Origin of the sequence: Gracilibacillus ureilyticus (genome assembly GCF_900111195.1) — a bacterium.
Taxonomy (GTDB): Bacteria; Bacillota; Bacilli; order Bacillales; family Amphibacillaceae; genus Gracilibacillus; species Gracilibacillus ureilyticus.
In genome coordinates this window covers 104,392-126,983 of sequence record NZ_FOGL01000005.1, presented here as the reverse complement: position 1 = coordinate 126,983, position 22,592 = coordinate 104,392, and the positions used below count along the sequence as shown (strand labels likewise).

Sequence of the window (22,592 nt, the reverse complement as noted above, 5' to 3'; positions counted from 1 at the left end):
AGAGAAATGTAAACTTTGTTTGTATAATATACTTTCTAATCTAGGTATAATTTAAGCAGAAAATGAAGAAAGGACTTATCATTATGAATTATATTGGAGCATATTTTACTGATCGTTATCGTAACCTCATCAATGATTACGGTTACAAAAAAGATGAAATTAATAACCGAGTAAAAGAAACATGGAATAAACTTTTTACATCAAATTGTCCTGAAACACAAATCTTTTTCCAAACTGATAATAATATGGGCTATATGCTCGATACTGGAAATAATGATGTTAGAACAGAAGGAATGTCCTATGGGATGATGATGGCAGTACAAATGGATGAAAAAGATATTTTCGATCAATTGTGGCTATGGACCAAAACCTTTATGTATATGGAAGAAGGAGAAAATGCAGGATACTTCGCATGGTCATGCTCACCAGATGGAACGAAGAATTCCTATGGACCTGCACCTGATGGGGAAGAATATTTTGCACTAGCTTTATTTTTCGCTTCTCACCGATGGGGTGATGGTGTTGTACCGTATAACTACAGTGAGCAGGCAAAAGACTTACTGCATTGCTGTATTCATAAAGGCGATAACAATGATGGATATCCGATGTGGAATCGTGCAAATAAACTAATAAAGTTTGTCCCAAACGTTGAATTCTCTGATCCATCTTACCACTTACCTCATTTTTATGAGTTGTTTGCATTATGGGCAAATGAGATAGATCGTCCTTTTTGGAAAGAAGCAGCTCAAGAAAGCAGAAAATATATAGCACAATCTGCACATCCAGTCACTGGTCTTACTCCTGAATATGCTTTTTATAATGGTAGTCCTAATCATATTCGCGGCTTTGGTCATTTTTATAGTGACTCTTATCGTGTAGCTTGTAATATTGCTCTGGACTATGAATGGTTCAGAGATAACGCTTGTCCAACCGTTGTTAATGAAAAAATCCAAAACTTCTTTGTTGATAAAGACCCTGGAGATTACAGAAGATATCGGATAGACGGTGAACCATTTGAAGAAAAAGCATTACACCCTGTCGGATTAATTGCAACCAATGCCATGGCTTCCCTAGCCACTTCTGGAGAAAATGCGAGAAAAAGTATTGAGTTATTTTGGAATACACCGCTTAGAACTGGCAAAAGAAGATATTATGATAATTGCTTGTACTTTTTTAGCCTGCTTGCACTAAGTGGGAATTTCAGAATTTATAAACCAGATTAATTAAACAGAAAACGCCTTGTCTAGTTATTATTTCCCAGAGACAAGGCGTTTTTAATTGTACTTACACATCCGCATATTTTCAATTATTATAAAATAACTCGTAATGGTTCTATCAGACGTACGAGCTCCAATAGTAACTTCATAAGCGAAAAATGGACAGGACTTTTCAGTTTTTATACCTTGCGAACGTTAGTTGCTTGTGGACCACGCTGGCCTTCTTCAATTTCGAAGGTAACCTCATCACCGTCATCTAACGTTTTAAAACCTTCACCTTCTATAGCTGAAAAGTGGACGAATACATCGTCTCCATCTTCTCGCTCGATAAATCCAAAGCCTTTTTCACTGTTAAACCATTTTACTTTACCTTGTTCCAATTTGTTGCCTCCTTCATATAGTACACTTTCCATTTTGCAATTTAGAATTGCAATATTATTTTGTCCAAAAGTCAAAATAATTTACAGCATATTTCTGTTTTTTGGAGAGATAATAAGTTTGCTCCCATTGTTCAAAAGTTACAAATGCAGGAGGTTAGAAAAATGGGTAAAGCATTTCAGCCAAAAGATACAGGGAAATTAACGAATGAGGAATATGGAACTAAGAAAGACAGAAGAAGAGAAGAAGCACTTACTTCTAATGGTACAGTACCCATTAAAAATTTAAAAAAATAAATCATGACAAATAGTTGTTAGGCGAGTACACTTATGTGCTCGCCCTTTAAAAAGAAGAAAAACAGGTTCATCAATTACTTGTTGGAATTATTTAACAGCTCCAAGCGTCATACCTTTCACAAAGTATTTTTGCAGAAATGGATAAACCATAATAATGGGTACGCTCGCCACAATGGTCATAGTAGCCTGAATCGATTTTGGCGTTACCATATTACTGTCTCCACTGGCTGAATTTGCAAATGCCGAGGCCATGTCACCACTTGATGTCGTACTGGAGTTTTGCAGTATCTTCATTAATTCATATTGTAATGTTGTCAGGTTCGCATTACTGGAATTGTATAAAAAAACATCAAACCACTGATTCCACTGATATACAGCAACGAATAAAGCTACTGTAGCTAAAACAGGTAAGGATAGCGGCAATACAATTTTAAAGAAGATTCTAAAATCTCCAGCGCCATCAATTTTTGCTGATTCAAAGATACTATTGGGAAGTCCTTCAATAAAAGACCGCATTATAATCAAATTAAATGCACTAATTAGTGTTGGCAAAATATATACCCAGAAGGAACCGATTAGATTCAGATCTCTCATTAAAAGAAATGTCGGGATTAATCCTCCATTAAAATACATTGTCATAATAAAAATGATCGTGACCGATTTTTTAAACATGAATTTCGGCTGAGCAATTGCATATGCAACCATTGCCGTACACAATAAACCTACACCTGCACCAATAACTGTTCTTAATATGGAGGTTAAGATTGCTTGCCAGATCGCTGCTTTTTCAAAGACATGTTCATAGTTATTCCATGTAAATTCACGGGGCCACAGATAAATTCCGCCTTTAACCGAATCAGTTGCGTCATTTAAAGATATTGCAATTTGATTTAAAAATGGATACAGCATAAAAATGCATAAAATAGTCATAAAAATTATATTAGCTGTATCAAATACTTTATCTTCTTTCGTCCGCATAAAACTCCTCTTCTTTTTTGCCAATGTTCACCCCTCCTAGTATAATCCGCCTTGTCCGAGTTTCTTTGATAATGAGTTTGCTGCAAATAAAAAGATGATACTAATTACAGTTTTAAACATACCTGCAGCAGTAGCTAGTGAAAAATTAAACATGGAAATCCCATATTTAATAACAAAAACGTCAATATTTTCGGAATACTCCACGTTTTGCCCATTACCGAGCAAGTATTGAGGTTCGAATCCAGCTTCCAGAATATAACCGATATTCATGATTAGCAGAACGACAATAACTGATTTCATCCCTGGTATAGTTATATGGATGATACGCTGTATTCTTGAAGCCCCATCGATTTTTGCTGCTTCATACTGTTCCTGATCAATCATTGAAATAGCAGCTAAATAGATAATGGCGTTCCAACCTACATTTTTCCATACTTCAGAAGCTCCTAAAATTCCCCAGAAGTATTCTCCCACACCAAGCCAGAGAATCTCTTTCTCGATAAGGCCTAATCCCATTAATACATCGTTGACAATACCATCAATAGACAATACAGAAGATACAAGGGCCGCTGCTACTACCCATGATAAAAAGTGTGGAAGGTAGCTAATGGTTTGCACTGTACGCTTAAACTTCATATTCGACAGTTCATTAATCAAAACAGCTAATGTTATTGCGGTTACAAATCCTAACACAAGATTAATTAAACTTTGAGCAAGCGTATTGCGTAGAACTCCTAAAAACCGCTCATCCGTAAATAAGAACAGGAAATGCTTAAATCCGACCCACTCCTGCTCAGAGAAACTGACTGCAGGCTTATAGTCCTGGAAAGCCATTGTCCATCCCCATACCGGTAAATATTTGAAAACGAACACCCATAAAACAAATGGTACTGTCATCCATAATAATGCCTGCTGCTCTTTACATTTTCTTAAAAAAACTTTCAATCCTTTTTCTTGCTTCTCTTTTTTTATAGTACTAGCTGCAATATCTGATCCTGAAGCCATTTGTAATCCCCCTTCTCTTCCATTGATTTTTACTTTCGGACCATTAGGCAAAATCCTTTGCCCTAATGCATACTTCCTGCTTACTTTAGAATCATCTCATTAATTAATGGTCCGAAAGCAAGTCAATTAGCAGATAATATGGAAAGGAGGAAGGATGTAAAGCTCAAACCTCCCACCTTTCAACCAGTTCACTTTGTTATTCAGCTGATTCTTGTGCTTGTTCGTAAATTTCTACTTTTCTCTTAACTGATTCTGTAATGACATTCTCATATTCTTCATAAGGCAATGTTTCAAAACTAGATTTAAAATCACTCCATTGGGAATCAAAATCACTTGGATTAGCGAAGATAATCTCGGGAAATTTACGTTTCATTAAATCATCCAATTGCTGTTCATATAATTGAGCTGGTGACCCTGTTTCGATCGGTGTGTCCCATGCAGGGTACCAAGGGCGTTCTTCAGGCTCAGCGAACAATTCAGTGAATGTTTCAATTTCATAAGCTTCCAGAAATTCTTTATCACCATCGTCATACATTAGGGAAGCAACCTCCTGCTGTTTCGGTGGTTCCACTGCATTGCCATCTTCGTATAATCCATTCATTCTAGGCCAACCCCATTCAAAATAGCTGAACCCAAATGAGTCGCGAAATTCGGTGTTGGATGTTGTTTCAATTTGCTCCTCTGTACGATAATAGCGGCCATTCTCATCTATCTCGTAAGTTTCGCCTTCCTTACCCCATGTGATTAATTTTTGTGTTTCTTCTTTTGCAATATGATCTAAAAACTTAATAATGCGAATTTGGTCTTCTTCCGAAGCAGCTGTAGTAATACCTATACCTGGTGAAGCTGCAAAACCTACCGGGTCTAAATACTGATCAGTTATCCCCTCTTCAAATACTATAGGGAATCCCATGTAATCATTGTATGGGTCTTCATCTTCGGCTAATGTATCTAACGCTTGGCCTACTTGCCAACGATAATCAAAGAAACCTACAACACGACCTGATGTAATTTTAGCTAAATACTCATCATAGTTTTGGGTAAAGGACTCCTGATCAAATAATCCTTTGTCATTAACTTCATTTAGTTTCTTTAACCAACGCTCAGTTTCTGGATTGTCTGGATAAGCATCCGCTTCCAATGTATCCATATCTATCATAATACCGCCATCATTCGGATAACCCGCTAAATGGTTTGGCTGATTTGATAAGGCAAAGAATCGCCAGTCATGAGTTAAAGCTGTGAAACCAATTGTGTTTGCCCCGTCAATTTCTGGATTCGCTGCAGTATACTCTTCAATGATTGCAAAATATTCATCTAACGTTTTAGGCTGTGGATAACCAAGTTCTTTTAATACATCACGCTTTATCCACCAAGCACCTTGCTCCAGATTTGCCGGCTTTACGTATCCGTGGGAAGCACCCGATGGAATAATATAAATGTTACCATCATCGCGTTTCATGTATTCTAAATAAGGTCCATACATCTTTTTTATATTTGGTGCATGTTCTTCAATTAAATCATTAAGCGGGACGAATCCCCCTGCATCTATAACTGCATCAGTAGATTGTTCAGCATTTAAAAGTTCAGGGTACTCACCGCTTGCGATCATTGTCCCAACTTTCTGATTCACATCTCCCACAATATGTTCGATATCAAAATTTACACCTGTTTCCTCTTCAAACATTTTTCCTATTGTAGTTTCAGAAGTGTTAATATCTTCACCGGGACCAGAGGCATCAAAAAAATCATACGTAATTACGTCTCCACTTTCTCCTCCGTCATTTGTATCGTTACCATCATCTGAGGAAGTGTTCTGACTATCATCACTACAAGCGGATGCAACAAATAACAAGGCAATTAACAGACTTAATAACCAAACAAACTGCTTTCTCATTTTAACTAACTCCCCTCTCTAATTCTTATAAATCTTATAGAAATTCTGTAAGCACTTTCATTCTATCGTGTATTTCAGAGAATTGTTACCCACTAAAGTTTATCTGAAACTTGTAAAATTTCATTAATTTTTCAACTAATTATGTAAGCGATTACAGTACAACAGGATAAAACGAAGGAAATTATAAATTCATCTATACTTTTTTATGGAATTCTAAAGTTTCTAAAGGAAAACAGAAAAGAACATTTTGATCAATGGGAATATAAATGTTTTAGGTTTGTGGCAAATAAAATGATGTAGTGTATATTCACTACATCACCATGTGATTATTTGCTGGAATTACCAATATTATTGTAGTTCCTTCAAGCTCATTCGAAGTTATACTTAATTCATAATTTTTTCCATAGTACATTTTTAACCGTTGGGAAACATTCCGAATACCAATGTTTTTACCAATTACTTCTTCATCTTCGAGTGACTTCAATATTTGCTTATATTTTTCTTTTTTTATTCCTACACCATTATCTTTTATAATACACTTGATCAAATTGTTTTGTTTATGAATCCTTAAGTTAATTTTACCTTTTCCTTTTAAAGGTTCTATCCCGTGGATGCTGGCATTCTCTATAAAGGGAATAATGGTCATTTTCGGAATATAGCACTGTTCCAAACCATCTTCAACATTTATTTCGTAAGCCATTTTGTCATCAAAACGGTATTTTTGAATTTCCAGGAAAGCATAGATAAGCTGTATTTCCTTTCCTATGGTTACCCACTCATCTTCCCATGAAATCGAAGTTCTTAAAAGTTGTGCTAAATACTTAATAATATCCGCTGTCTCCATTTCATTTTTCAGCACACTTCTCATACGAATAGTTTCTAGTACATTGAATAAGAAGTGTGGATTTATCTGACTTTGCAGTGCTTTTAACTGTGCATCTTTCTTTTCTAGCTCCAATTCTTGCTTCTGAATTCTTACAATATATACATCATTGATTAAATCTTTTATTTTACGGGTCATGCGATTAAACTCTGAAGTTAATACACCAATTTCATCCCTGTACATTTTTCCTTCAATTATTTCAAATCGCTGGTCTTTCACTTTTCGCATTTGTTTAACAATTGTGCTCAACCGAAGGTGAATATTCCCGGCAATATATAAAATAAACAAAGTAGGAATGACAAAGTTCCATGAAGCCAAATAGATAATAGAATATATAGAGTTTTGGACTTCTGTAATTAAATTCTCATTAGGAATGACCCCAATTAATTTCCAGTTATCCAAGTATTGCAATTGGTATGTTTCCTCCATTATCACACTGTCTTCATTCATATTTATTGACTCAAATCTGGTGATACTTTTAGCTGGGTCAACTGACGGATCTGTTGAGTATTGAACGATCCCGAGATTATCAACTAAATAGACTTCCCCCTCAAACGTTTTATTTGTGAAAGACTGTTTAATAAAACGGTCATTTAAGTTAATCATCATAATTTTTTCATATAATGCAGAATGATTGCTGTCTAGTTCTCGCACAATAACAAATTGATCTAATTCACCGGTCTCAGATATATTTCGTGTTAGCACAGGATAACTCAGTCTCGATTGACTTGTTGTCTGATACCAGTAACTTTTACGCATTTCCTGATTTATTGAATAAATACCTCCTGCCGTAATTACAGTTGGATTATCCGTATATAAATGTATAGAATCAACAGAGGAATAAATAGGGGTATATTTGTTAATATCCCGGAAATTGTTGATATATGCTGAAATAAATTCTACAGGCGTTTCATAAGATTTATTTAATAACTGATAAATGTATGCATCAGAATACAATACGGAAGCGATACCGGCTGCATCTTCTACACCTTGTCTAAATCCTGTTGCAATTTGCTCTAAAGCTAATTCATAGTCTTTAATTTTTTGATCTCTCACATTTTCTGTCGTCACAATATAAAATATAATATTTGTCAAAATAATAGGTAGAAAAACTGAAAACATATAGATCAAAAGAAATTTATTACGAATTCGAATATCATTAAAATGTAATATTTTCATACTATCTTATCCAATATGATTCATTAGCTGTTTACGATATTGTGATGGTGTCTTCCCTACCGCTTTTTCAAATTGTGTAACAAAGTAATCCGGATTATTAAACCCAACTTTTTGAGCCACTTCATAAACTCTCAAGTCGGTTGTACGTAACAGCTTTTTCGCTTCATTGATTCTAACGTTTAAAATATAATCTTTAAAATAAATGCCGTATGTTTTTTTAAATAATTGCCCCATATAAACAGGATTTATAAAAAATTCATTTGCTATCGACTTCATAGTAATTGGTTTATCATAATTTTTGTGAATATACTTTTTTATATGATGGATGGTACCTTTCATTCGATTATTATTCAGCTCATTGATTAATTCCGAACATTCAGATAAGAAGCTGTACCAAAGTTGCTCCAGCTGATCTAATGTCAATGGATACTGGTCCGATTTAACCATTTCTTTAAAATGAGGGATTTCCTGATCATATTTATTCGCTTCTTTTATCTGTTTGAGCACTTCATGATTCATTCTGTTAACAATTGTTCTTACCGCATCTTTTGCTAAGTGCTTGGTTACCGCATGTTCCAGCATTATTTTCACCTGTTTTTTAATTAACTCTTTATTGTTTTCCTCCATATATTCCATCATTTGATCATAATAAGAATGTTCTATATCGATATAATATACTTGTTCTTTTTCAACTAGATTGCTTATAACTGGTGTTTTATCACTGAAAATGTATTTATATTGAGTAAGCTCACACGCGGAATGATAGGAATGACTTAATTCCATTAAATCAGTAACCGTGTCACCTGCATAAATAATAACAGGTAAAGAAAGTTGTTTACTAATCTGTTTCTCCAAACCTTCTAGAAATCCAAACAAGTTAAGCTTGTTCACATCTATAAATTTATCTGTCACAACAATACAATAATAGCCAATTGCCTCATCGTAAAATGCAATCATTTCTGTTCCCCTATACTCGTTTAAAATTCCCTCTATGCTCATTTCAATTTCAGCATAATCTAAATCCAATCCATTAACTTCAATTTTTGCGAAAGTAAACTGGTTAGAGTGCATAATTGGGTGAGATATGCTCATTGACTCAGCAAATTCCATCTCATCAGATAAGAACTTTTTAATTAATGAAGCGGTTGATAAATTTTTCGTATATTCTGTCATCTCTTTTCTTTGTATCATTTTTTCTGAAGTGCGCTTCAAAGTATCATGTATTTCTTCTTGATCAACGGGTTTTAACAAAAAATCCTGGACACCAAAACGCAAAGCTCTTTGCGCATATTCAAAATCATTGTATCCACTGATCACAATAAAGGATGGCGGCTGGAGCAATTCATCCATTACTCGTTCAATCAGCGCTAATCCATCCAGGACTGGCATTCGTATATCTGTAACAACCAGGTCTGGATGCAGCTGATGAATAAGTTCCAGAGCGTCCTCTCCATTATCTGCTTCACCACACACTTCAAATCCATAACTCTCCCAATCAATTAACGTCTGGATTCCTTTTCTTACAAATACGTCATCATCCACCAAAAAAACTTTCAGCATGATTTTGATCTCCTTTCGTTATTGACTGCTTAATTTTTACTATTTAAATATTGCTGCTTGTTCTCAAATTGTTCAAATGCACTGATCGCTAGTTTCGTAACAAGAAAAGCGATTACACTTATACCGATAACAGGTAATAACCCAGGTATCCATCTCCATAAAAATTGTAATCCAATGATGAGCACAATTATAAGGCCTGTTATTAAAGGACTAAAAATACCTAAAGCTGTCGCATGTTTAATTGTTTTCATAAAACCGGTGTGAAAATGTGCGTAAACTGGAAAGAGGTATAATAATGAAACAAAATACAATATAAGCATGAGAAAGAAGAATACAACAAACAAGCTTCTAAAATTACTCTGTAAATCAACAATCCAATAAAAGTCAACATATAATATATAACCAACTATTAGATAAACAATGCCGAAACCATTCGCAATAAAAAAGTGTTGTTTCCAGGCATGGAAAAATACTCTCGTAAATTTGATTTGTTCTCCCTGCACATGCCATTCACGAATTGTTACAACTAGAGCCAGTAAAGCTGGAAACAACCCAAAAATGCCTATACCCATTAACACTCCAGCAATCCACAAGATATTTAAATACATCATCCACATGATCCATTCCAGAAAGTGATAAAAACGATTAGAATTTTTGTATTTCATATTTCCCCTCCGACTCCAGTTATTTCACACATTTGATAACCTTTTTACTTCTGTACAAATACTTTACCTTTTCGATGAGTCCATTTATGATTACATAGGCACTTTTTTGAAAGCGCTTCAATTTTTGCTCTTTAACTTAGTTCATCCAATATACATACTATTATATTACAGTTTCTTGGATATGGGAAGTACAATTTTGACAAGTGCGTATACTATTAAAATCATTAAAAAAGGACTCTACTAAATGAGTCCTCTATGGTATGTGGTCTTATTTTCTGAATGTCATTAAGCTGTCATTAAGCTGCTTTGTTTGTGTATAAACCTGACGGTAGAGAGTAAACAACTCCTCATATTTACTAGCATTCTCCTTAATAGGTGTATACGTTTCTGCATCCTCTAAAAAAGTATCCGCACAATCTTTTAAAGAAGGAAACCACCCTGATCCGAATGCCGCCAGCATTGCAGCCCCCATACCTGGCCCTTGTTCACTTTTCAGGCGAACAATTTTGGCATTGAAGATGTCGGCTTGCATTTGAAGCCAATCCTTATTCTTTGCTCCACCGCCGATAGAGTATATTGTATCAATTTCTTTACCGTTTTCTCTGAATATAGTAATTGATTCATTTAAAGAAAAAGTTATTCCTTCCAACACAGCTCTGGCGAAATCCTTTATTGTGTGGGAACTGTCCATTCCAATAAAACTGCCTCTCACCTTCGAATCTGCATGGGGAGTCCGTTCTCCGGCAATATATGGCGTAAACAATAATCCATTTGATCCTACTGGCACCTCTCCAATTCCTTTTAGCAATTCATCAAATGTAAGTTCATTGGCGAATGTCTTTTTAAACCAGTTCAGGCTGTGTCCTGCTGCTAAGGTAACGCCCATTGCATAATAGGTATCCTTTTCCCCATGATTAAAATAATGTACTTTGCCACCGTAATCTTTATCACCGGTGAGCTCATATGACAGCACTACGCCGGAGGTACCAATACTCGCGAATGTTTTACCTTCTGATAGTATACCTGAACCAATAGCTCCGCATGCATTATCTGCACCACCTGCAAATACATCTGTGTCAGCAGACAGACCTGTTTGATCAGCAACATTCTGAGTGATTTTTCCAACATTCTCATGGGAATCTACTAATTGCGGACAAATGGAGATATTAAGCCCTAACAGTTCACAAATTTCTTTACTCCACTCTTTATTAGCTACATCCAGCAAACTGGTACCGGCAGCATCTGAGTAATCCATATGCAATGTTTCCGTTAATCGATAACGAACATAATCTTTTGGTAAAACAAACGTCCTTGCTTTTTCAAAAATTTCCGGTTCATTTTCTTTTACCCATAATATTTTAGGTAAAGTAAAACCTTCCAATGCCAGGTTTTTCGTTATGTTTATAAAACGTTCCTTTCCTACTTTTTCATAGATTTCCTGACACTGTTCGGTGGTTCTCGTATCATTCCAGAGAATTGCATTCCGCAGAATCTGATTATCTTCATCTAACAAAACTAAACCATGCATTTGTCCGGAAAAACTTAATCCAACGATCTCATCAGCTTTCCCATTAAATTCATCAACCAGCTGTTTCAATCCGGCAATGGTTTGTTTTACCCAGTCTTCAGGATTTTGTTCAGAATAGCCAGTTCTTTCCTGAATTAAAGGGTACTCCTTTGTCACTTCACGAACAACTTCCCCTGTTTTATTTACCAGCAGTAATTTTACAGCACTTGTTCCTAAATCTACTCCAATAACGTAACTCAATTGATCACCTCTTTAAATAGCATGATAGAAGACTTAGCTAGGTACTAAGTCTTCTAAATCAGCAAAATTATTTATCTGTGTATGCATTTAATAAGTATTGATTGATTGTAGCTTTAATCACTTCTAAGCGACCGGATTTATTCTTAATTTCCTTGAGATTAAGGGCATACTCTTCCAGTGATTTGAAATCAGCTTTTCCTTCCACAATATCTTTACCGATTCCTTCTTTATAACTTGCATAACGGTCGTCGATAATATTTTCAAATACTTTATCTTCAACTAATTGGCTTGCTACTTTATACCCGACTGCGAAATGATCCATTCCAGCGATATGGGCGTGGAATAAGTCTTCTTGATCGAATGAGCCTCGGCGTGCTTTGGCATCGAAGTTTAATCCACCTGATCCTAGTCCGCCATTTTTAATAATTTCATACATTGCTAATGTTGTAGAATAAATATCTGCAGGGAATTCATCTGTATCCCATCCTAATAATGGATCTCCCTGGTTCGCATCAACAGATCCAAGTAATCCATTAACACGAGCATAACGAAGCTCATGTTCAAACGTATGACCAGCTAATGTAGCATGATTTGCCTCAATGTTAAGCTTAAAGTGGTCTTGCAGCCCGTATTTTAATAAAAATGCATGTGTAGACTGGGAATCAAAATCATATTGATGCGTTGTAGGTTCTTTAGGTTTAGGCTCAATTAAAAATTGGGCATCAAACCCGATTTCCTTCGCATAATCAACAGCCATCTCGAAGAATCGAGCTAAATTATCCTGCTCTAAGCCAAGGTCAGTATTAAGCAATGTTTCATACCCTTCACGGCCTCCCCAGAACACATAGTTTTCCCCGCCTAATTCCTTACCAATTTCTAATTGCTTCTTCACTTTTGCTGCAGAATATGCAAATACATCTGCATTACTTGAAGAAGCAGCACCATGAACAAAACGAGGGTTTGTAAAGTTATTTGCAGTGTTCCAAAGTAACTTTACATCACTGTCCTTCATATGATCCTTAATAAGTGCAACAATGGTATCCTGATTTTTGTATGTTTCTCTTAAACTGTCTCCTTCTGGTGCAATATCAACATCATGGAAACAGAAATATTTAGCACCAATTTTTTCAAAGAATTCAAAAGCTGCCTCCACACGGGCTTTTGCACGATCCATTCCATCATACTTATCCCAGTTACGGATAGCCGAACCTGCACCAAAAGGATCAGATAAATCAGCGGTAAACGTATGCCAGTAAGCAATACCGAATCGTAAAAATTCCTCCATTGATTGCCCATTAATTTGCTCTTCGGGATTGTAAAATTTAAAAGCAAGCGGATTTTTAGATTTAGGTCCTTCATATTGAATCTTGTTAACGTTTTCAAACCATGTCATTTGTTTATACCTCCAAATTGTTGAAATGATGTTCCTTTTTTCACTGTCATTATAGCAAGGTTCACTAAGTTTGTCTAGCGAATAAACAAAGGTTATAGAATATTTTTTATTAATATGATAAAATAGCTCTATAACTGGATACGCCAATAGAGAGTGAGTGAATAAGTTTGAGCCAAACATGGAATCAGCATGTCGTAAAAAAGGAAAATAAAGCGCTTGTTCTTAATACAATCAAAGCTAATGCACCTGTTTCAAGAGCGAGCATTGCACAAACCACTGGACTGAATAAAGGGACAGTTTCTTCCCTTGTCAGTGAATTATTAAATGAAAAATTGATCAATGAATCCGGAACCGGTGAATCAAGTGGCGGTCGGAGACCAGTAATGCTGCTGCTTAACGAAACTGCCGGCTTTACTATCTCCATCGACCTCGGTGTCAACCATATTCTTGGTGTTGTAACAGACCTGCGGGGAAATATTGTGAACGAGAGAACCATTACTTTCAGCAATGAAGACTTAGAAGAAGTTTTAAAACATCTACACCAATTAATTGATGAATTAAGGAATGAGGTGCCAGAATCTGAATATGGAATTGTCGGAATTGGTGTAGGAGTACCCGGAGTCGTAACATCAGATGGCGAAATACTGTTAGCACCAAATTTAGGATGGAAAAAAGTCCCTCTAAAAGATATTTTATTCGAACGATACCGTGTACCGATTATTGTTGAAAATGAAGCAAACGGCGGAGCATACGGTGAAAAGGTATATGGCGTCGGACAAATGGCTGACGAATTAATATACACGAGTATCAGTATTGGAATTGGTGTTGGTTTAATTCTGGACGGAAAATTATACAAAGGCTTACGTGGATTTTCCGGAGAGCTTGGCCATATGACAATAGAAAAAGACGGGCCAGATTGCCGTTGTGGGAATAAAGGATGTTGGGAGCTTTATGCCTCAGAGAAAACACTACTTGAAAAAGCTAGAGAAAATGGATATAAAGATACAAATATCCACGAACTTGTTACAGCAGCCGAAAATGGTGAATCAAAAGCTATTCATTTACTTGAGGAGCTTGGCGACTATTTAGGAATTGGAATTACTAACATCATTCATATCTTTAATCCCGAGCAAGTTGTAGTCGGAAATACTGTTCAAATTGCAGAAAAGTTCATTATGCCGGCAATTGAAAAGCGAATTGAGAAGAATGCTATAGGTTTTAATAAAAATGATGTTCAATTAAATGTTGCTAAATTGCAAAAATATTCAACTGTAATGGGAATGGCAGCATTCAATATTGAACATTTCTTTGAAGCGCCTGATAAGGCCGTAATTTCCAATTAGTCTAAAAAAGATGTAATTCCACCAAATTATATTATCACTTCCTGGGTGTATGACACATATGCTACATGGGGTGATGACACATGGAGAAAGATTATTATGATTATTTAGCGGATTTGTTTGAATGGGGAGAAAAATTAAAAAATGAAATTATGTCCTCAAAAATAACTGAGGAGGAAAAGTTACAGGCAATATTTCAAGTCGAACAATGGCAGGAAAAAATTCAGTCACTAATAGGAAGCACTATTCCTGAACTGGAAGACGAGGAACGGTTATTAGAACTGAGAAATGAAGGGGAAGCATTTATTTCTGATATAACAAGGAAAAAGTCTGAAAGTATTCCTTATGGGAAACATCAATTGCCGCCTTTGCCTTATTCATATAATGCACTGGAGCCCTACATTAGTGAACAGATTATGCGCCTGCATCATACGAAACATCATCAGTCATATGTTGATGGTCTTAATAAAGCAGAAACAGCCTTATACATCGACAAAAAAGAACCAGTAAAGCACTGGTTACGAGAGCAGGCTTTTCACGGATCTGGTCATAACCTTCACACAATATTCTGGTATAATATGACGCCAAATGGTAAGAAAAAGCCATCTGGTGAGATCCTACGACAAATTGAGAAAGACTTCGGATCCTGGGCTGCATTTCAGAAGCTCTTTACATCTGTTGCTAATTCTGTTGAAGGAAACGGCTGGGCCGTTCTTTACTGGTCACCGAGAAGTGGTAAATTAGCCATACAGTCATTTGAAAAGCACCAGTTATTCCAGGTACCTGACACAATTCCGTTATTAGTACTGGATGTATGGGAACATGCATATTACCTTCAGCATAAAAATGATAAAAAAACCTATATTGAGAACTGGTGGAATGTGGTGAACTGGGAGAATGTGAATAAACGATTAAAAGAAGCAAGAAAAGTGAAATGGGAATTATATTAATGCCACAAAGCCAATTCAAAAGTTTATGAACTTTAACAGTACACCGGCTCTGACTTTGCCTGTACGAAGTATGGGAAGGATGCTCTACAATATTATTAAACATAAAAAAGTTACTCAGGAACAATACTTAATTTGATTGTTCCTGAGTATTTTTGTATGTTCAAGAAAGTACAGATCGCTTATATTCCATACCTTATTAAGTGTATCTCAAAAGCACACTTTTCACTTGGGTGGAACGTGATAGTTATGTACTATTCTAGTAGGAATCAAGTGAACTGTCGTCCAATCCAGGGTAGGAGGCTGACTCGTCGTTGACTGGTATAACCTCAATAATTCTGACCTCATTTTTAGTTAAGGTTACTGAGTGTGTCAATTTATTCTCCTTCACTTCAAGCTGCTTTGATTCAAAGAAAGGGATGGCACTCTTATTCAGCACTTCAATCTGAGATTTTGACGGGAAGCGTGGTCTCCCCATCTGCTGCCATGTTCTCCATGGATTGGCGCATTCCTCACTAATGGACTGTTCTGTCATAAAATAAATCCCCCTATTTACTGGAAGTTCCAACTCGAAATCCTCGCTAAAATCGTTACCTTTTTCCATCACTAAATTCCAGATAATCAAAACTAGCTCTCCATTAGCTCGTTTCGTTACAATCAGATTATTATCCCGGTACATTACCTTGCTTCCTAATCGAGTGAACTACTCCCACCACTTACCACCCTTACGGGTTGCTTGAAGTGGGGGCTTCTTGGATAATCGTCCCTTTTGGCAGCTGACGAAATAGACCAAGCTAACCCTCTTGTTCCAAGAGTTTATCCTTTCATTCGGCACTTGTTAATAAGCGAATGCCTTCTTTTTTTATGTTTAGCGCAGCATTGTAATCTCTATCAAGATTTAGTCCGCAAGAACAAACATACATCCTAACATTCATAGGCATTGGTTGGGTATTTCCACATACAAAATGTTAGAAAGTCAGTTATCCATTCATCTGAACCTCCACATATAGCCGGTCCGCCTACTTTCAATTCCTTGTTGACTGATTTGATCGCATTAACAGTTACTCTATATAACTTAAAATATTCCTCTTTATCTGTATCTTTCCAAAAGTTGACCAGATTAGGTTCATTCCATATTTCGAATGGCCATGTTAACACTTCTTCTATTCCGTACCGATCGATAAAATGTATAGTTACCGTTTTTATAAGCATTTCCCATTTTTTATAATCTTTCGGTGGGGTGACATTCCCTTCCCATGCAAAAATTGTCTGTGAACCTGATGCAAGGCTTGGGCATAAATCCAATTTCAACAAATGGCTTCAGTCCAAGTTCAAGAAATGAATCAAAGATCCGGTCAATATAAGTAAAATTGTAAAATGGGTGTTTCTCTCCATCAATTTCTAATTCACGATATATTCCAATATCATCGTGCAATAAGCCATGACCTCTGATATAGGAAAAGCCAATCTCTTGTTGTACTATTTTCAAATGTTCCAGGTACTCTTTTTTGTAATGCTTAACCTAATCTCCCGGTACCAATACATTTTTTCCAATTTCCCGGAAAAGACTGGATGTTTTTATCATCAATTTGTATCACTTTTTTCATTCTTTCTACACCTCCCGTTGATCTAAACTCCGCTGTATGCCATAAACCCGCCATCTACAGGGATACAGGTACCTGTTACAAAGCCGCTCGCTTCATCATCAACTAACCAGAGTAATGTACCTAACAGTTCCTTAGGAGTACCAAGTTTCCGCATCGGGGTATGTTCAATGATCTTTTGCATTCGTGGTTTAGGAGATCCATCCTCATTAGTAAGCAATGTCCTGTTCTGATCTGTCAGGAAAAATCCTGGTGCAATGGCATTTACTCTGACATTAGCCTCGGCCATATGCACAGCAAGCCATTGTGTAAAATTATTAATTGCAGCTTTTGCGGAACTGTATGCAGGGACCTTAGTCATCGGACTAACCGAACTCATTGAAGAAATATTAATAATGCTAGTTTTTCTTTCAACCATTCTTCTTGCAAATACCTGGGTCGGGATCAAGGTACTGATAAAATTAAGATTGAAAACAGCAGAAAATCCATCAGTAGTCATATCGAAAAACGTCCTTATCGTATCATCGTTTAAATCTTTTGCTCGATAAACTTCATTAGTCGTTGTTCCATCAGGATGATTACCACCAGCGCCATTAATCAGAACATCGCATGCACCATAAGTTTGAAAAACTTTCTCTTCCGCTTCTATCACCATTTCTTTATTTAACACATCACATTTTATCGCTATAGCTTCGCCTCCGTTACTTTTAATTTCCTTAACAACATTCTCCGCCTTCTCCAATGTCCTGTTAAGAACAGCTACTTTCATTCCCTGACGAGCCAGTTCAATTGCCATGGCGCCGCAAAGAACTCCACCGCCTCCTGTCACAACCGCTACTTTACCCTTTAAGTTTATGTTTATTGGTAACATCTGTTTCTCCCACCCTTTCTGATAACTGATATGCATCCCATAATCCTGATAAGTACATCACTCCCAATGCACGGTCATATAAACCATAACCTGGTCGGCAAACTTCATCCCATATGTGGCGTCCATGGTCCGGTCTCACATATCCCCGGTAGCCTATCTCATGATATGCTTTCACTATTTTATCTATTGGCAAAGACCCATCTGCTGTGTAGTGAGATGTTTCAATAAAATCTCCATTATTAAATAATTTCACATTGCGGATATGAGCAAAGTGAATCCGATCTTTTAGTTCGTAAATCATTTCCACGATATTATTATCTTTCCTTACTCCCAGTGCCCCGCTGCATAATGTGATTCCATTGTAATGACTATCTACTAAGCTGGTAATCTCCAGCAATCTTTCTTTAGTTGTCACAATCCGTGGTAAGCCAAACATTTCCCACGGCGGGTCATCAGGATGAATCGCCATTTTCACATCGTATTCTTCACACACAGGTATAACCCGTTCAAGAAAATATTGGAGATTAGCCATTAAGTCTTCAGTGGTAACAGTAAGATATGCTTCAAATAACTCCTTTAATGCCTCTAAACGCTCCGGCTCCCAACCCGGCATTGTATATTCAGGGTTTGTGGCGATTCTGTTCACTAATTCTATTGGATCCATGTTTTCTACTTTTGCCTTCTCATAAAATAAGGCAGTTGACTTGTCTGGCAAAGTTCCAAATAGATCTGTTCTTATCCAGTCAAATACAGGCATAAAGTTATAACAAATAACTTTCACTCCTATTGTGGAAAGATTTTTAATTGTTTGAATATAGTTAGCAATATATACATCACGATCAGGACTTCCCAGTTTAATTGACTCATGAATATTGACACTTTCTACCACTTTCAGATGAAGATGATATTTATCTGCGATTCTCCTGCATTCCTGTATTCGTTCTAATGGCCAAATGTCCCCTGCTGGAATATCATGAAGGGCCCATACTAACCCTTTTACCCCGGGAATCTGCCTTATTTGGGATAGTGTCACACTGTCATTGCCCTCCCCAAACCATCTGAATACCATATTCATGATGTTTCCTCCCTTATATCAATAAATTGTTCTTCTCTTTTCGTCTTCAATTCCCGATTTGCGGTAAAAATAGGTATTTATTTGATCACGCCATTCCTTTGCATTTCTTTTCTGCATAGAAAAACGCTCGCTAATATTTTTATATCTCGGTACATCGATATGTTCTTTTATAGTTTCCCATTTACTAATTAACTGTTCCACTTGTTCATAACCTGAAAAATGGGTGTCATAAATATGTTGAATAACTGTTTTCCCGCTCTTCAAGGTATACTTGTATGGTACGTGGTGGAAAAATAATAGTAATTCATCAGGACATGTATCAATATTGTTATACAGGAGTTGGTTAGGCATTTCATACTGGGCGGTATACCCGGTTCCTGTTTCTATCGTTCTGTCTACCCCTATACCCTGTCGGTCTGCAAAATGATAGGTTCCCCATCTAGAATATTCATAGCCGTCAATATTAGGTCCGTAATGCGAGTGAGGGGTTACCATCCAGCCTATTCCCAGTGGTGCTGTATAGTTCTCATAGATATGCCATGAATCCATCAATATTTCTTCCATTGTTTTAAGCACTGATTCTTTTTTTCCAAATGTCTGCTGGATCCATTCTTTCGCAATTGTTTCTGCAGCTAATCCCGGATTCCATGTCAGTCTTCCATACCCGTATAAATTAGCCTGCGCTAAAGTATTTCCTGTCCAATTATCATCATTTCCAATATTCGATACTGCTGCTAGACCACTGTATTTATAAGAATGAACATTCCCTGCTACTATTTCTTCTATTGTCGTTCCTTCTCCTTTTATATGTGTATCAAACTTAAGAACGTGCTTCCACTGCGGGATTAAATAACATAAGTCTCTTTGTTGCCCGGTATACTCCTGTGCTATCTGAAATTCGACCATTTGATTCGTATGTTCCATTGCACCTATTAACGGTGATACTGGTTCACGGACTTGAAAATCCATTGGCCCATTTTTTATTTGTAAAATGACATTTTCGTGGAACTTTCCATCTAATGGCTTGAAATGGTCATATGCAGCTCTTGCTCTATCTGTACTGCGGTCACGCCAATCCTGCACACAATTGTAAACAAAACAACGCCAAATGACCTTTCCATTGTATGGAGCAAGAGCTTCTGCTAACATATTCGATCCATCCGCATGGTCTCTCCCATATGTAAATGGCCCAGGACGATGTTCTGAATCTGCTTTAACTACAAAGCCACCAAAGTAAGGGATATACTGATAAATTTCTGTTACTTTTTCTTTCCACCATTTCCTCACTTTATCTACCAATGGATCTGCCGTGTCCAACCCATCGATTGCTATAGGACTTGCAAAATTTATGCTAAGATATAAGGTTACTCCATATGATTTAAAAATATCGGCAATTTCTTTTATCTCAGGTAAGTATTTCTTCGTAATGAAGTAGGTTTCTTCTTCCCATACATTTACATTATTTATAGAGATAGCATTAATTCCTACAGACGCAAGAAATCTTGCATAATCTCTGATCCTTGATTTGTCTTTAACAATTTCCCCGTTTTCATAGAATATAGAATTTCCTGAATAACCTCTTTCGACACTGCCATCAAGATTATCCCACTGGTTGACCATTCTAAGAATGTTTTTTGGCCCCTCAACTACATTCAGGGAAGTAACATCATTACCAAGCTGGACTTCTCTTAATACATGAAAAACAGCATACAGTAGTGCTTTATCTGTTTTTCCAGTAAGTATAAGCTGACCCTGGTTATTTGTTATCAAATACCCTTCTTCCGGTAAATCAGCAATTATCTCTTTTTGCTTCCCATTCAGCAGCCCGCTAATTTCCTTTATGACACCGATTACAATTTTAGCTTGGTGATTAGTGGTAATGTCGGGGGCTATTTTATACATACTGTTCAATGCAAATCTTAGTTCTTCCTTAATGGACCTGGCGATACATGAATTACTCAGTACCGCCACTTCTCTCCAAAAATCTTTATTATTCTCGTTCACTATCTTATATTGAAGCCACATATTATACATTGTACTTGTTTGCATTTGTTCCCAACTCCTTTAATTATGTAAAAAAATTCGGATTCTCTTCTCTTAATGCATCTTTTTCTATATCTACTAACCGGAGATGCTCAATTATTGTTTCTTCCGCTAATTCCGCATTCCGGGCAGAAATTGCTTCAAAAACTTGGCGGTGTTGTGACACAATAATTTTCCAATCATGGTTTACAGCAAGTCTTAACAGGCGCAGTCTGTCAAATTGGATATTCATCCTTTTAACCATTTCCCATGAACGCAGCTTGTCACAGCCTTTATACAATAAACGATGAAATTCATCATCCAGTTCGAACAACCGTTGATAGGACCCTTTTCCCAATGAAAATTCCTGAAGTGTTAAGTTTGTTTCGATCTGCAATAAAGCTTCCTCATCCATCGACTCTGCCGCTTCTCTCACGATAGCCTTTTCAATATTTTCGCGAACAAATCTGCCTTCTTCGACAGACTTTAAGTCAATTTTTGTTACAATTGTTCCAATTTGGGGAAATACACCTAATAACCCTTCCTGATTAAGTTGCAGGAAAGCCTCTCTTACGGGTGTTCTACTAACCTCCAGCTTCTCGGAAATTTCTTTTTCTGATAATTTTGTTCCTGGTGAAATCTCACCATTCATTATCTGTTCCTTTATAATCCTGTAGACATAATCCCTTGAAGATCCTTTTGCTCTTTGTCTTTGAACAACCATTTTAACACCTCATAATTTATACTAGTATGGTAGATTAAATTATACGTTTTTTTTTCGTTAAATTCAACTATTGAGACGATTTTTCTAAAACCATTAGTTATAATTCCATAAAATCACCCACTCGTCGCCCTCCATCGTTACATAAACAGGCTGTCGAATTTCAAATGATCCATACTTACTTGAAAATGATTGGGTTACAGTATAGTGATATACATTTAATATCTCCGGTACTTCATCACTCATCCGCCACTTTGGTAATTCTTCCACTTTTGAATAACTGTATTCAAACGAACTGACGCCAAAGTTCTCTTTAAGCATACTGGTACGTTCCTGCATGTAAATATTTTTTTCCAATTTTTCTTTCATAAATGAATGAAACAATTCCCATGAATTTGCAAAGTCTCCTGTTTGTTCATAGTTATAAAATAACTCCAATGCCCGCTCTGCTTTTTTTTCAGGACTAAACAGACTACTAATAAACAAATATAACAGTATGAGGAAACCAATAAATATGAAAATTAATATGATATTTTTCCATTGCAATAATCGATTTCTTTTATAAAAATATCGCATACTTTCACCTCAGCCTTGTACCATTTTTATATATAAAACCCTCTAATGAAGCATATTCAAAGCCATTCTATTTTATTATTTACATTTTCTTCATTAAAAATGAGTCTATTTGCCTATTGTAAACCCTTTCTTTATTTTATATACTGTAAACGGTTACAATATTAGTTGTTGTGTACATATACTGTTCATTCTTCTATTCGAGACGAATGAATACATG

19 protein-coding genes and 2 pseudogenes are annotated in these 22,592 nt (G+C 36.3%); 4 read left to right on the top strand and 17 right to left on the bottom strand.

Going from position 1 to position 22,592, the window contains the following annotated elements; translation table 11 throughout:
* The first annotated feature begins 83 nt into the window (after positions 1-83).
* Positions 84-1,223 carry a family 8 glycosyl hydrolase gene (locus BMW36_RS07210; RefSeq protein WP_089740184.1) on the top strand — a complete coding sequence of 380 codons (1,140 nt, stop codon included), beginning with the start codon at positions 84-86 and terminating at the stop codon, positions 1,221-1,223.
* A gap of 173 nt (positions 1,224-1,396) precedes the next feature.
* Here the strand turns inward: BMW36_RS07210 and BMW36_RS07205 are convergent, their stop codons facing one another.
* Positions 1,397-1,597 carry a cold-shock protein gene (locus tag BMW36_RS07205; RefSeq protein ID WP_089740183.1) on the bottom strand — a complete coding sequence of 67 codons (201 nt, stop codon included), beginning with the start codon at positions 1,595-1,597 and terminating at the stop codon, positions 1,397-1,399.
* 162 nt (positions 1,598-1,759) lie between these two features.
* On the opposite strand from BMW36_RS07205, the gene BMW36_RS20730 reads away from it, so the two are divergent.
* Positions 1,760-1,891 carry a hypothetical protein gene (locus BMW36_RS20730; protein ID WP_281243009.1) on the top strand — a complete coding sequence of 44 codons (132 nt, stop codon included), beginning with the start codon at positions 1,760-1,762 and terminating at the stop codon, positions 1,889-1,891.
* A gap of 87 nt (positions 1,892-1,978) precedes the next feature.
* Here BMW36_RS20730 and BMW36_RS07200 read toward each other — a convergent pair whose 3' ends face one another.
* From BMW36_RS07200 to xylA, 8 genes are all read right to left on the bottom strand, one after another.
* Positions 1,979-2,869: a carbohydrate ABC transporter permease gene (locus BMW36_RS07200; RefSeq protein WP_089740248.1), complete on the bottom strand. Its 891-nt coding sequence runs from the start codon at positions 2,867-2,869 to the stop codon at positions 1,979-1,981.
* 36 nt (positions 2,870-2,905) lie between these two features.
* Positions 2,906-3,874 carry an ABC transporter permease gene (locus BMW36_RS07195; protein ID WP_089740182.1) on the bottom strand — a complete coding sequence of 323 codons (969 nt, stop codon included), beginning with the start codon at positions 3,872-3,874 and terminating at the stop codon, positions 2,906-2,908.
* A 196-nt stretch (positions 3,875-4,070) separates the two neighbouring features.
* Positions 4,071-5,771 carry an ABC transporter substrate-binding protein gene (locus tag BMW36_RS07190; protein WP_089740181.1) on the bottom strand — a complete coding sequence of 567 codons (1,701 nt, stop codon included), beginning with the start codon at positions 5,769-5,771 and terminating at the stop codon, positions 4,071-4,073.
* A gap of 310 nt (positions 5,772-6,081) precedes the next feature.
* Positions 6,082-7,833, bottom strand: a complete 1,752-nt coding sequence (locus BMW36_RS07185) for a sensor histidine kinase (RefSeq protein WP_089740180.1) — start codon at positions 7,831-7,833, stop codon at positions 6,082-6,084.
* Between the two features lie 6 nt (positions 7,834-7,839).
* A complete protein-coding gene (locus tag BMW36_RS07180) occupies positions 7,840-9,393 on the bottom strand; it encodes a response regulator (protein ID WP_089740179.1) in 1,554 nt (517 codons plus the stop codon).
* A 29-nt stretch (positions 9,394-9,422) separates the two neighbouring features.
* Positions 9,423-10,058: a YesL family protein gene (locus BMW36_RS07175; protein WP_089740178.1), complete on the bottom strand. Its 636-nt coding sequence runs from the start codon at positions 10,056-10,058 to the stop codon at positions 9,423-9,425.
* A gap of 268 nt (positions 10,059-10,326) precedes the next feature.
* Complete coding sequence (xylB, locus tag BMW36_RS07170; RefSeq protein ID WP_089740177.1) at positions 10,327-11,826, bottom strand: xylulokinase; 1,500 nt, start codon at positions 11,824-11,826, stop codon at positions 10,327-10,329.
* A gap of 67 nt (positions 11,827-11,893) precedes the next feature.
* Positions 11,894-13,219 carry a xylose isomerase gene (gene xylA / locus BMW36_RS07165; protein ID WP_089740176.1) on the bottom strand — a complete coding sequence of 442 codons (1,326 nt, stop codon included), beginning with the start codon at positions 13,217-13,219 and terminating at the stop codon, positions 11,894-11,896.
* A gap of 167 nt (positions 13,220-13,386) precedes the next feature.
* On the opposite strand from xylA, the gene BMW36_RS07160 reads away from it, so the two are divergent.
* Positions 13,387-14,562, top strand: coding sequence for an ROK family transcriptional regulator (locus tag BMW36_RS07160; protein ID WP_089740175.1), 1,176 nt, complete (start codon positions 13,387-13,389; stop codon positions 14,560-14,562).
* An 80-nt stretch (positions 14,563-14,642) separates the two neighbouring features.
* On the top strand, positions 14,643-15,509 hold the full coding sequence (locus BMW36_RS07155) for a superoxide dismutase (protein WP_089740174.1): 867 nt from the start codon (positions 14,643-14,645) through the stop codon (positions 15,507-15,509).
* A gap of 256 nt (positions 15,510-15,765) precedes the next feature.
* On the opposite strand, the gene BMW36_RS07150 is transcribed toward BMW36_RS07155, so the two are convergent.
* The 8 genes and pseudogenes from BMW36_RS07150 to BMW36_RS07115 all read right to left on the bottom strand — a co-directional run bounded on the left by BMW36_RS07150 (position 15,766) and on the right by BMW36_RS07115 (position 22,375).
* Positions 15,766-16,185, bottom strand: a complete 420-nt coding sequence (locus BMW36_RS07150) for a GH39 family glycosyl hydrolase (protein WP_089740173.1) — start codon at positions 16,183-16,185, stop codon at positions 15,766-15,768.
* A 145-nt stretch (positions 16,186-16,330) separates the two neighbouring features.
* Positions 16,331-16,465 (bottom strand): annotated as a pseudogene (locus tag BMW36_RS07145) (zinc ribbon domain-containing protein); the annotation flags it as partial.
* 1 nt (position 16,466) lies between these two features.
* A pseudogene (locus BMW36_RS07140) lies at positions 16,467-17,113 on the bottom strand (GH39 family glycosyl hydrolase); the annotation flags it as partial.
* 22 nt (positions 17,114-17,135) lie between these two features.
* Entirely contained in the window at positions 17,136-17,981 is an 846-nt protein-coding gene (locus BMW36_RS07135) for an SDR family oxidoreductase (protein WP_089740172.1), read from the bottom strand.
* Positions 17,950-19,056, bottom strand: coding sequence for a mannonate dehydratase (gene uxuA / locus BMW36_RS07130; RefSeq protein ID WP_089740171.1), 1,107 nt, complete (start codon positions 19,054-19,056; stop codon positions 17,950-17,952). Before uxuA ends, BMW36_RS07135 begins: the two co-directional genes overlap by 32 nt.
* Before the next feature lie 18 nt (positions 19,057-19,074).
* Positions 19,075-21,105, bottom strand: a complete 2,031-nt coding sequence (locus BMW36_RS07125) for an alpha-glucuronidase family glycosyl hydrolase (RefSeq protein ID WP_245711613.1) — start codon at positions 21,103-21,105, stop codon at positions 19,075-19,077.
* A gap of 19 nt (positions 21,106-21,124) precedes the next feature.
* The gene (locus BMW36_RS07120) at positions 21,125-21,802 is read right to left on the bottom strand and encodes a GntR family transcriptional regulator (protein WP_089740170.1); all 678 of its coding nucleotides are present in this window, start codon (positions 21,800-21,802) and stop codon (positions 21,125-21,127) included.
* A gap of 93 nt (positions 21,803-21,895) precedes the next feature.
* On the bottom strand, positions 21,896-22,375 hold the full coding sequence (locus BMW36_RS07115; protein WP_089740169.1) for a hypothetical protein: 480 nt from the start codon (positions 22,373-22,375) through the stop codon (positions 21,896-21,898).
* Between the last annotated feature and the right edge of the window lie 217 nt (positions 22,376-22,592).

Bases quoted from the DNA above. Each gene is read 5' to 3' on its own strand.
- uxuA (WP_089740171.1), bottom strand. From the start codon at position 19,056: ATGAATATGGTATTCAGATGGTTTGGGGAGGGCAATGACAGTGTGACA.
- BMW36_RS07125 (WP_245711613.1), bottom strand. From the start codon at position 21,105: ATGCAAACAAGTACAATGTATAATATGTGGCTTCAATATAAGATAGTG.
- BMW36_RS07195 (WP_089740182.1), bottom strand. From the start codon at position 3,874: ATGGCTTCAGGATCAGATATTGCAGCTAGTACTATAAAAAAAGAGAAG.
- BMW36_RS07200 (WP_089740248.1), bottom strand. From the start codon at position 2,869: ATGCGGACGAAAGAAGATAAAGTATTTGATACAGCTAATATAATTTTT.
- BMW36_RS07210 (WP_089740184.1), top strand. From the start codon at position 84: ATGAATTATATTGGAGCATATTTTACTGATCGTTATCGTAACCTCATC.
- BMW36_RS20730 (WP_281243009.1), top strand. From the start codon at position 1,760: ATGGGTAAAGCATTTCAGCCAAAAGATACAGGGAAATTAACGAATGAG.
- xylA (WP_089740176.1), bottom strand. From the start codon at position 13,219: ATGACATGGTTTGAAAACGTTAACAAGATTCAATATGAAGGACCTAAA.
- BMW36_RS07180 (WP_089740179.1), bottom strand. From the start codon at position 9,393: ATGCTGAAAGTTTTTTTGGTGGATGATGACGTATTTGTAAGAAAAGGA.
- BMW36_RS07115 (WP_089740169.1), bottom strand. From the start codon at position 22,375: ATGCGATATTTTTATAAAAGAAATCGATTATTGCAATGGAAAAATATC.
- BMW36_RS07155 (WP_089740174.1), top strand. From the start codon at position 14,643: ATGGAGAAAGATTATTATGATTATTTAGCGGATTTGTTTGAATGGGGA.
- BMW36_RS07190 (WP_089740181.1), bottom strand. From the start codon at position 5,771: ATGAGAAAGCAGTTTGTTTGGTTATTAAGTCTGTTAATTGCCTTGTTA.
- BMW36_RS07120 (WP_089740170.1), bottom strand. From the start codon at position 21,802: ATGGTTGTTCAAAGACAAAGAGCAAAAGGATCTTCAAGGGATTATGTC.
- BMW36_RS07135 (WP_089740172.1), bottom strand. From the start codon at position 17,981: ATGTTACCAATAAACATAAACTTAAAGGGTAAAGTAGCGGTTGTGACA.
- BMW36_RS07175 (WP_089740178.1), bottom strand. From the start codon at position 10,058: ATGAAATACAAAAATTCTAATCGTTTTTATCACTTTCTGGAATGGATC.
- BMW36_RS07185 (WP_089740180.1), bottom strand. From the start codon at position 7,833: ATGAAAATATTACATTTTAATGATATTCGAATTCGTAATAAATTTCTT.
- BMW36_RS07150 (WP_089740173.1), bottom strand. From the start codon at position 16,185: ATGTACCGGGATAATAATCTGATTGTAACGAAACGAGCTAATGGAGAG.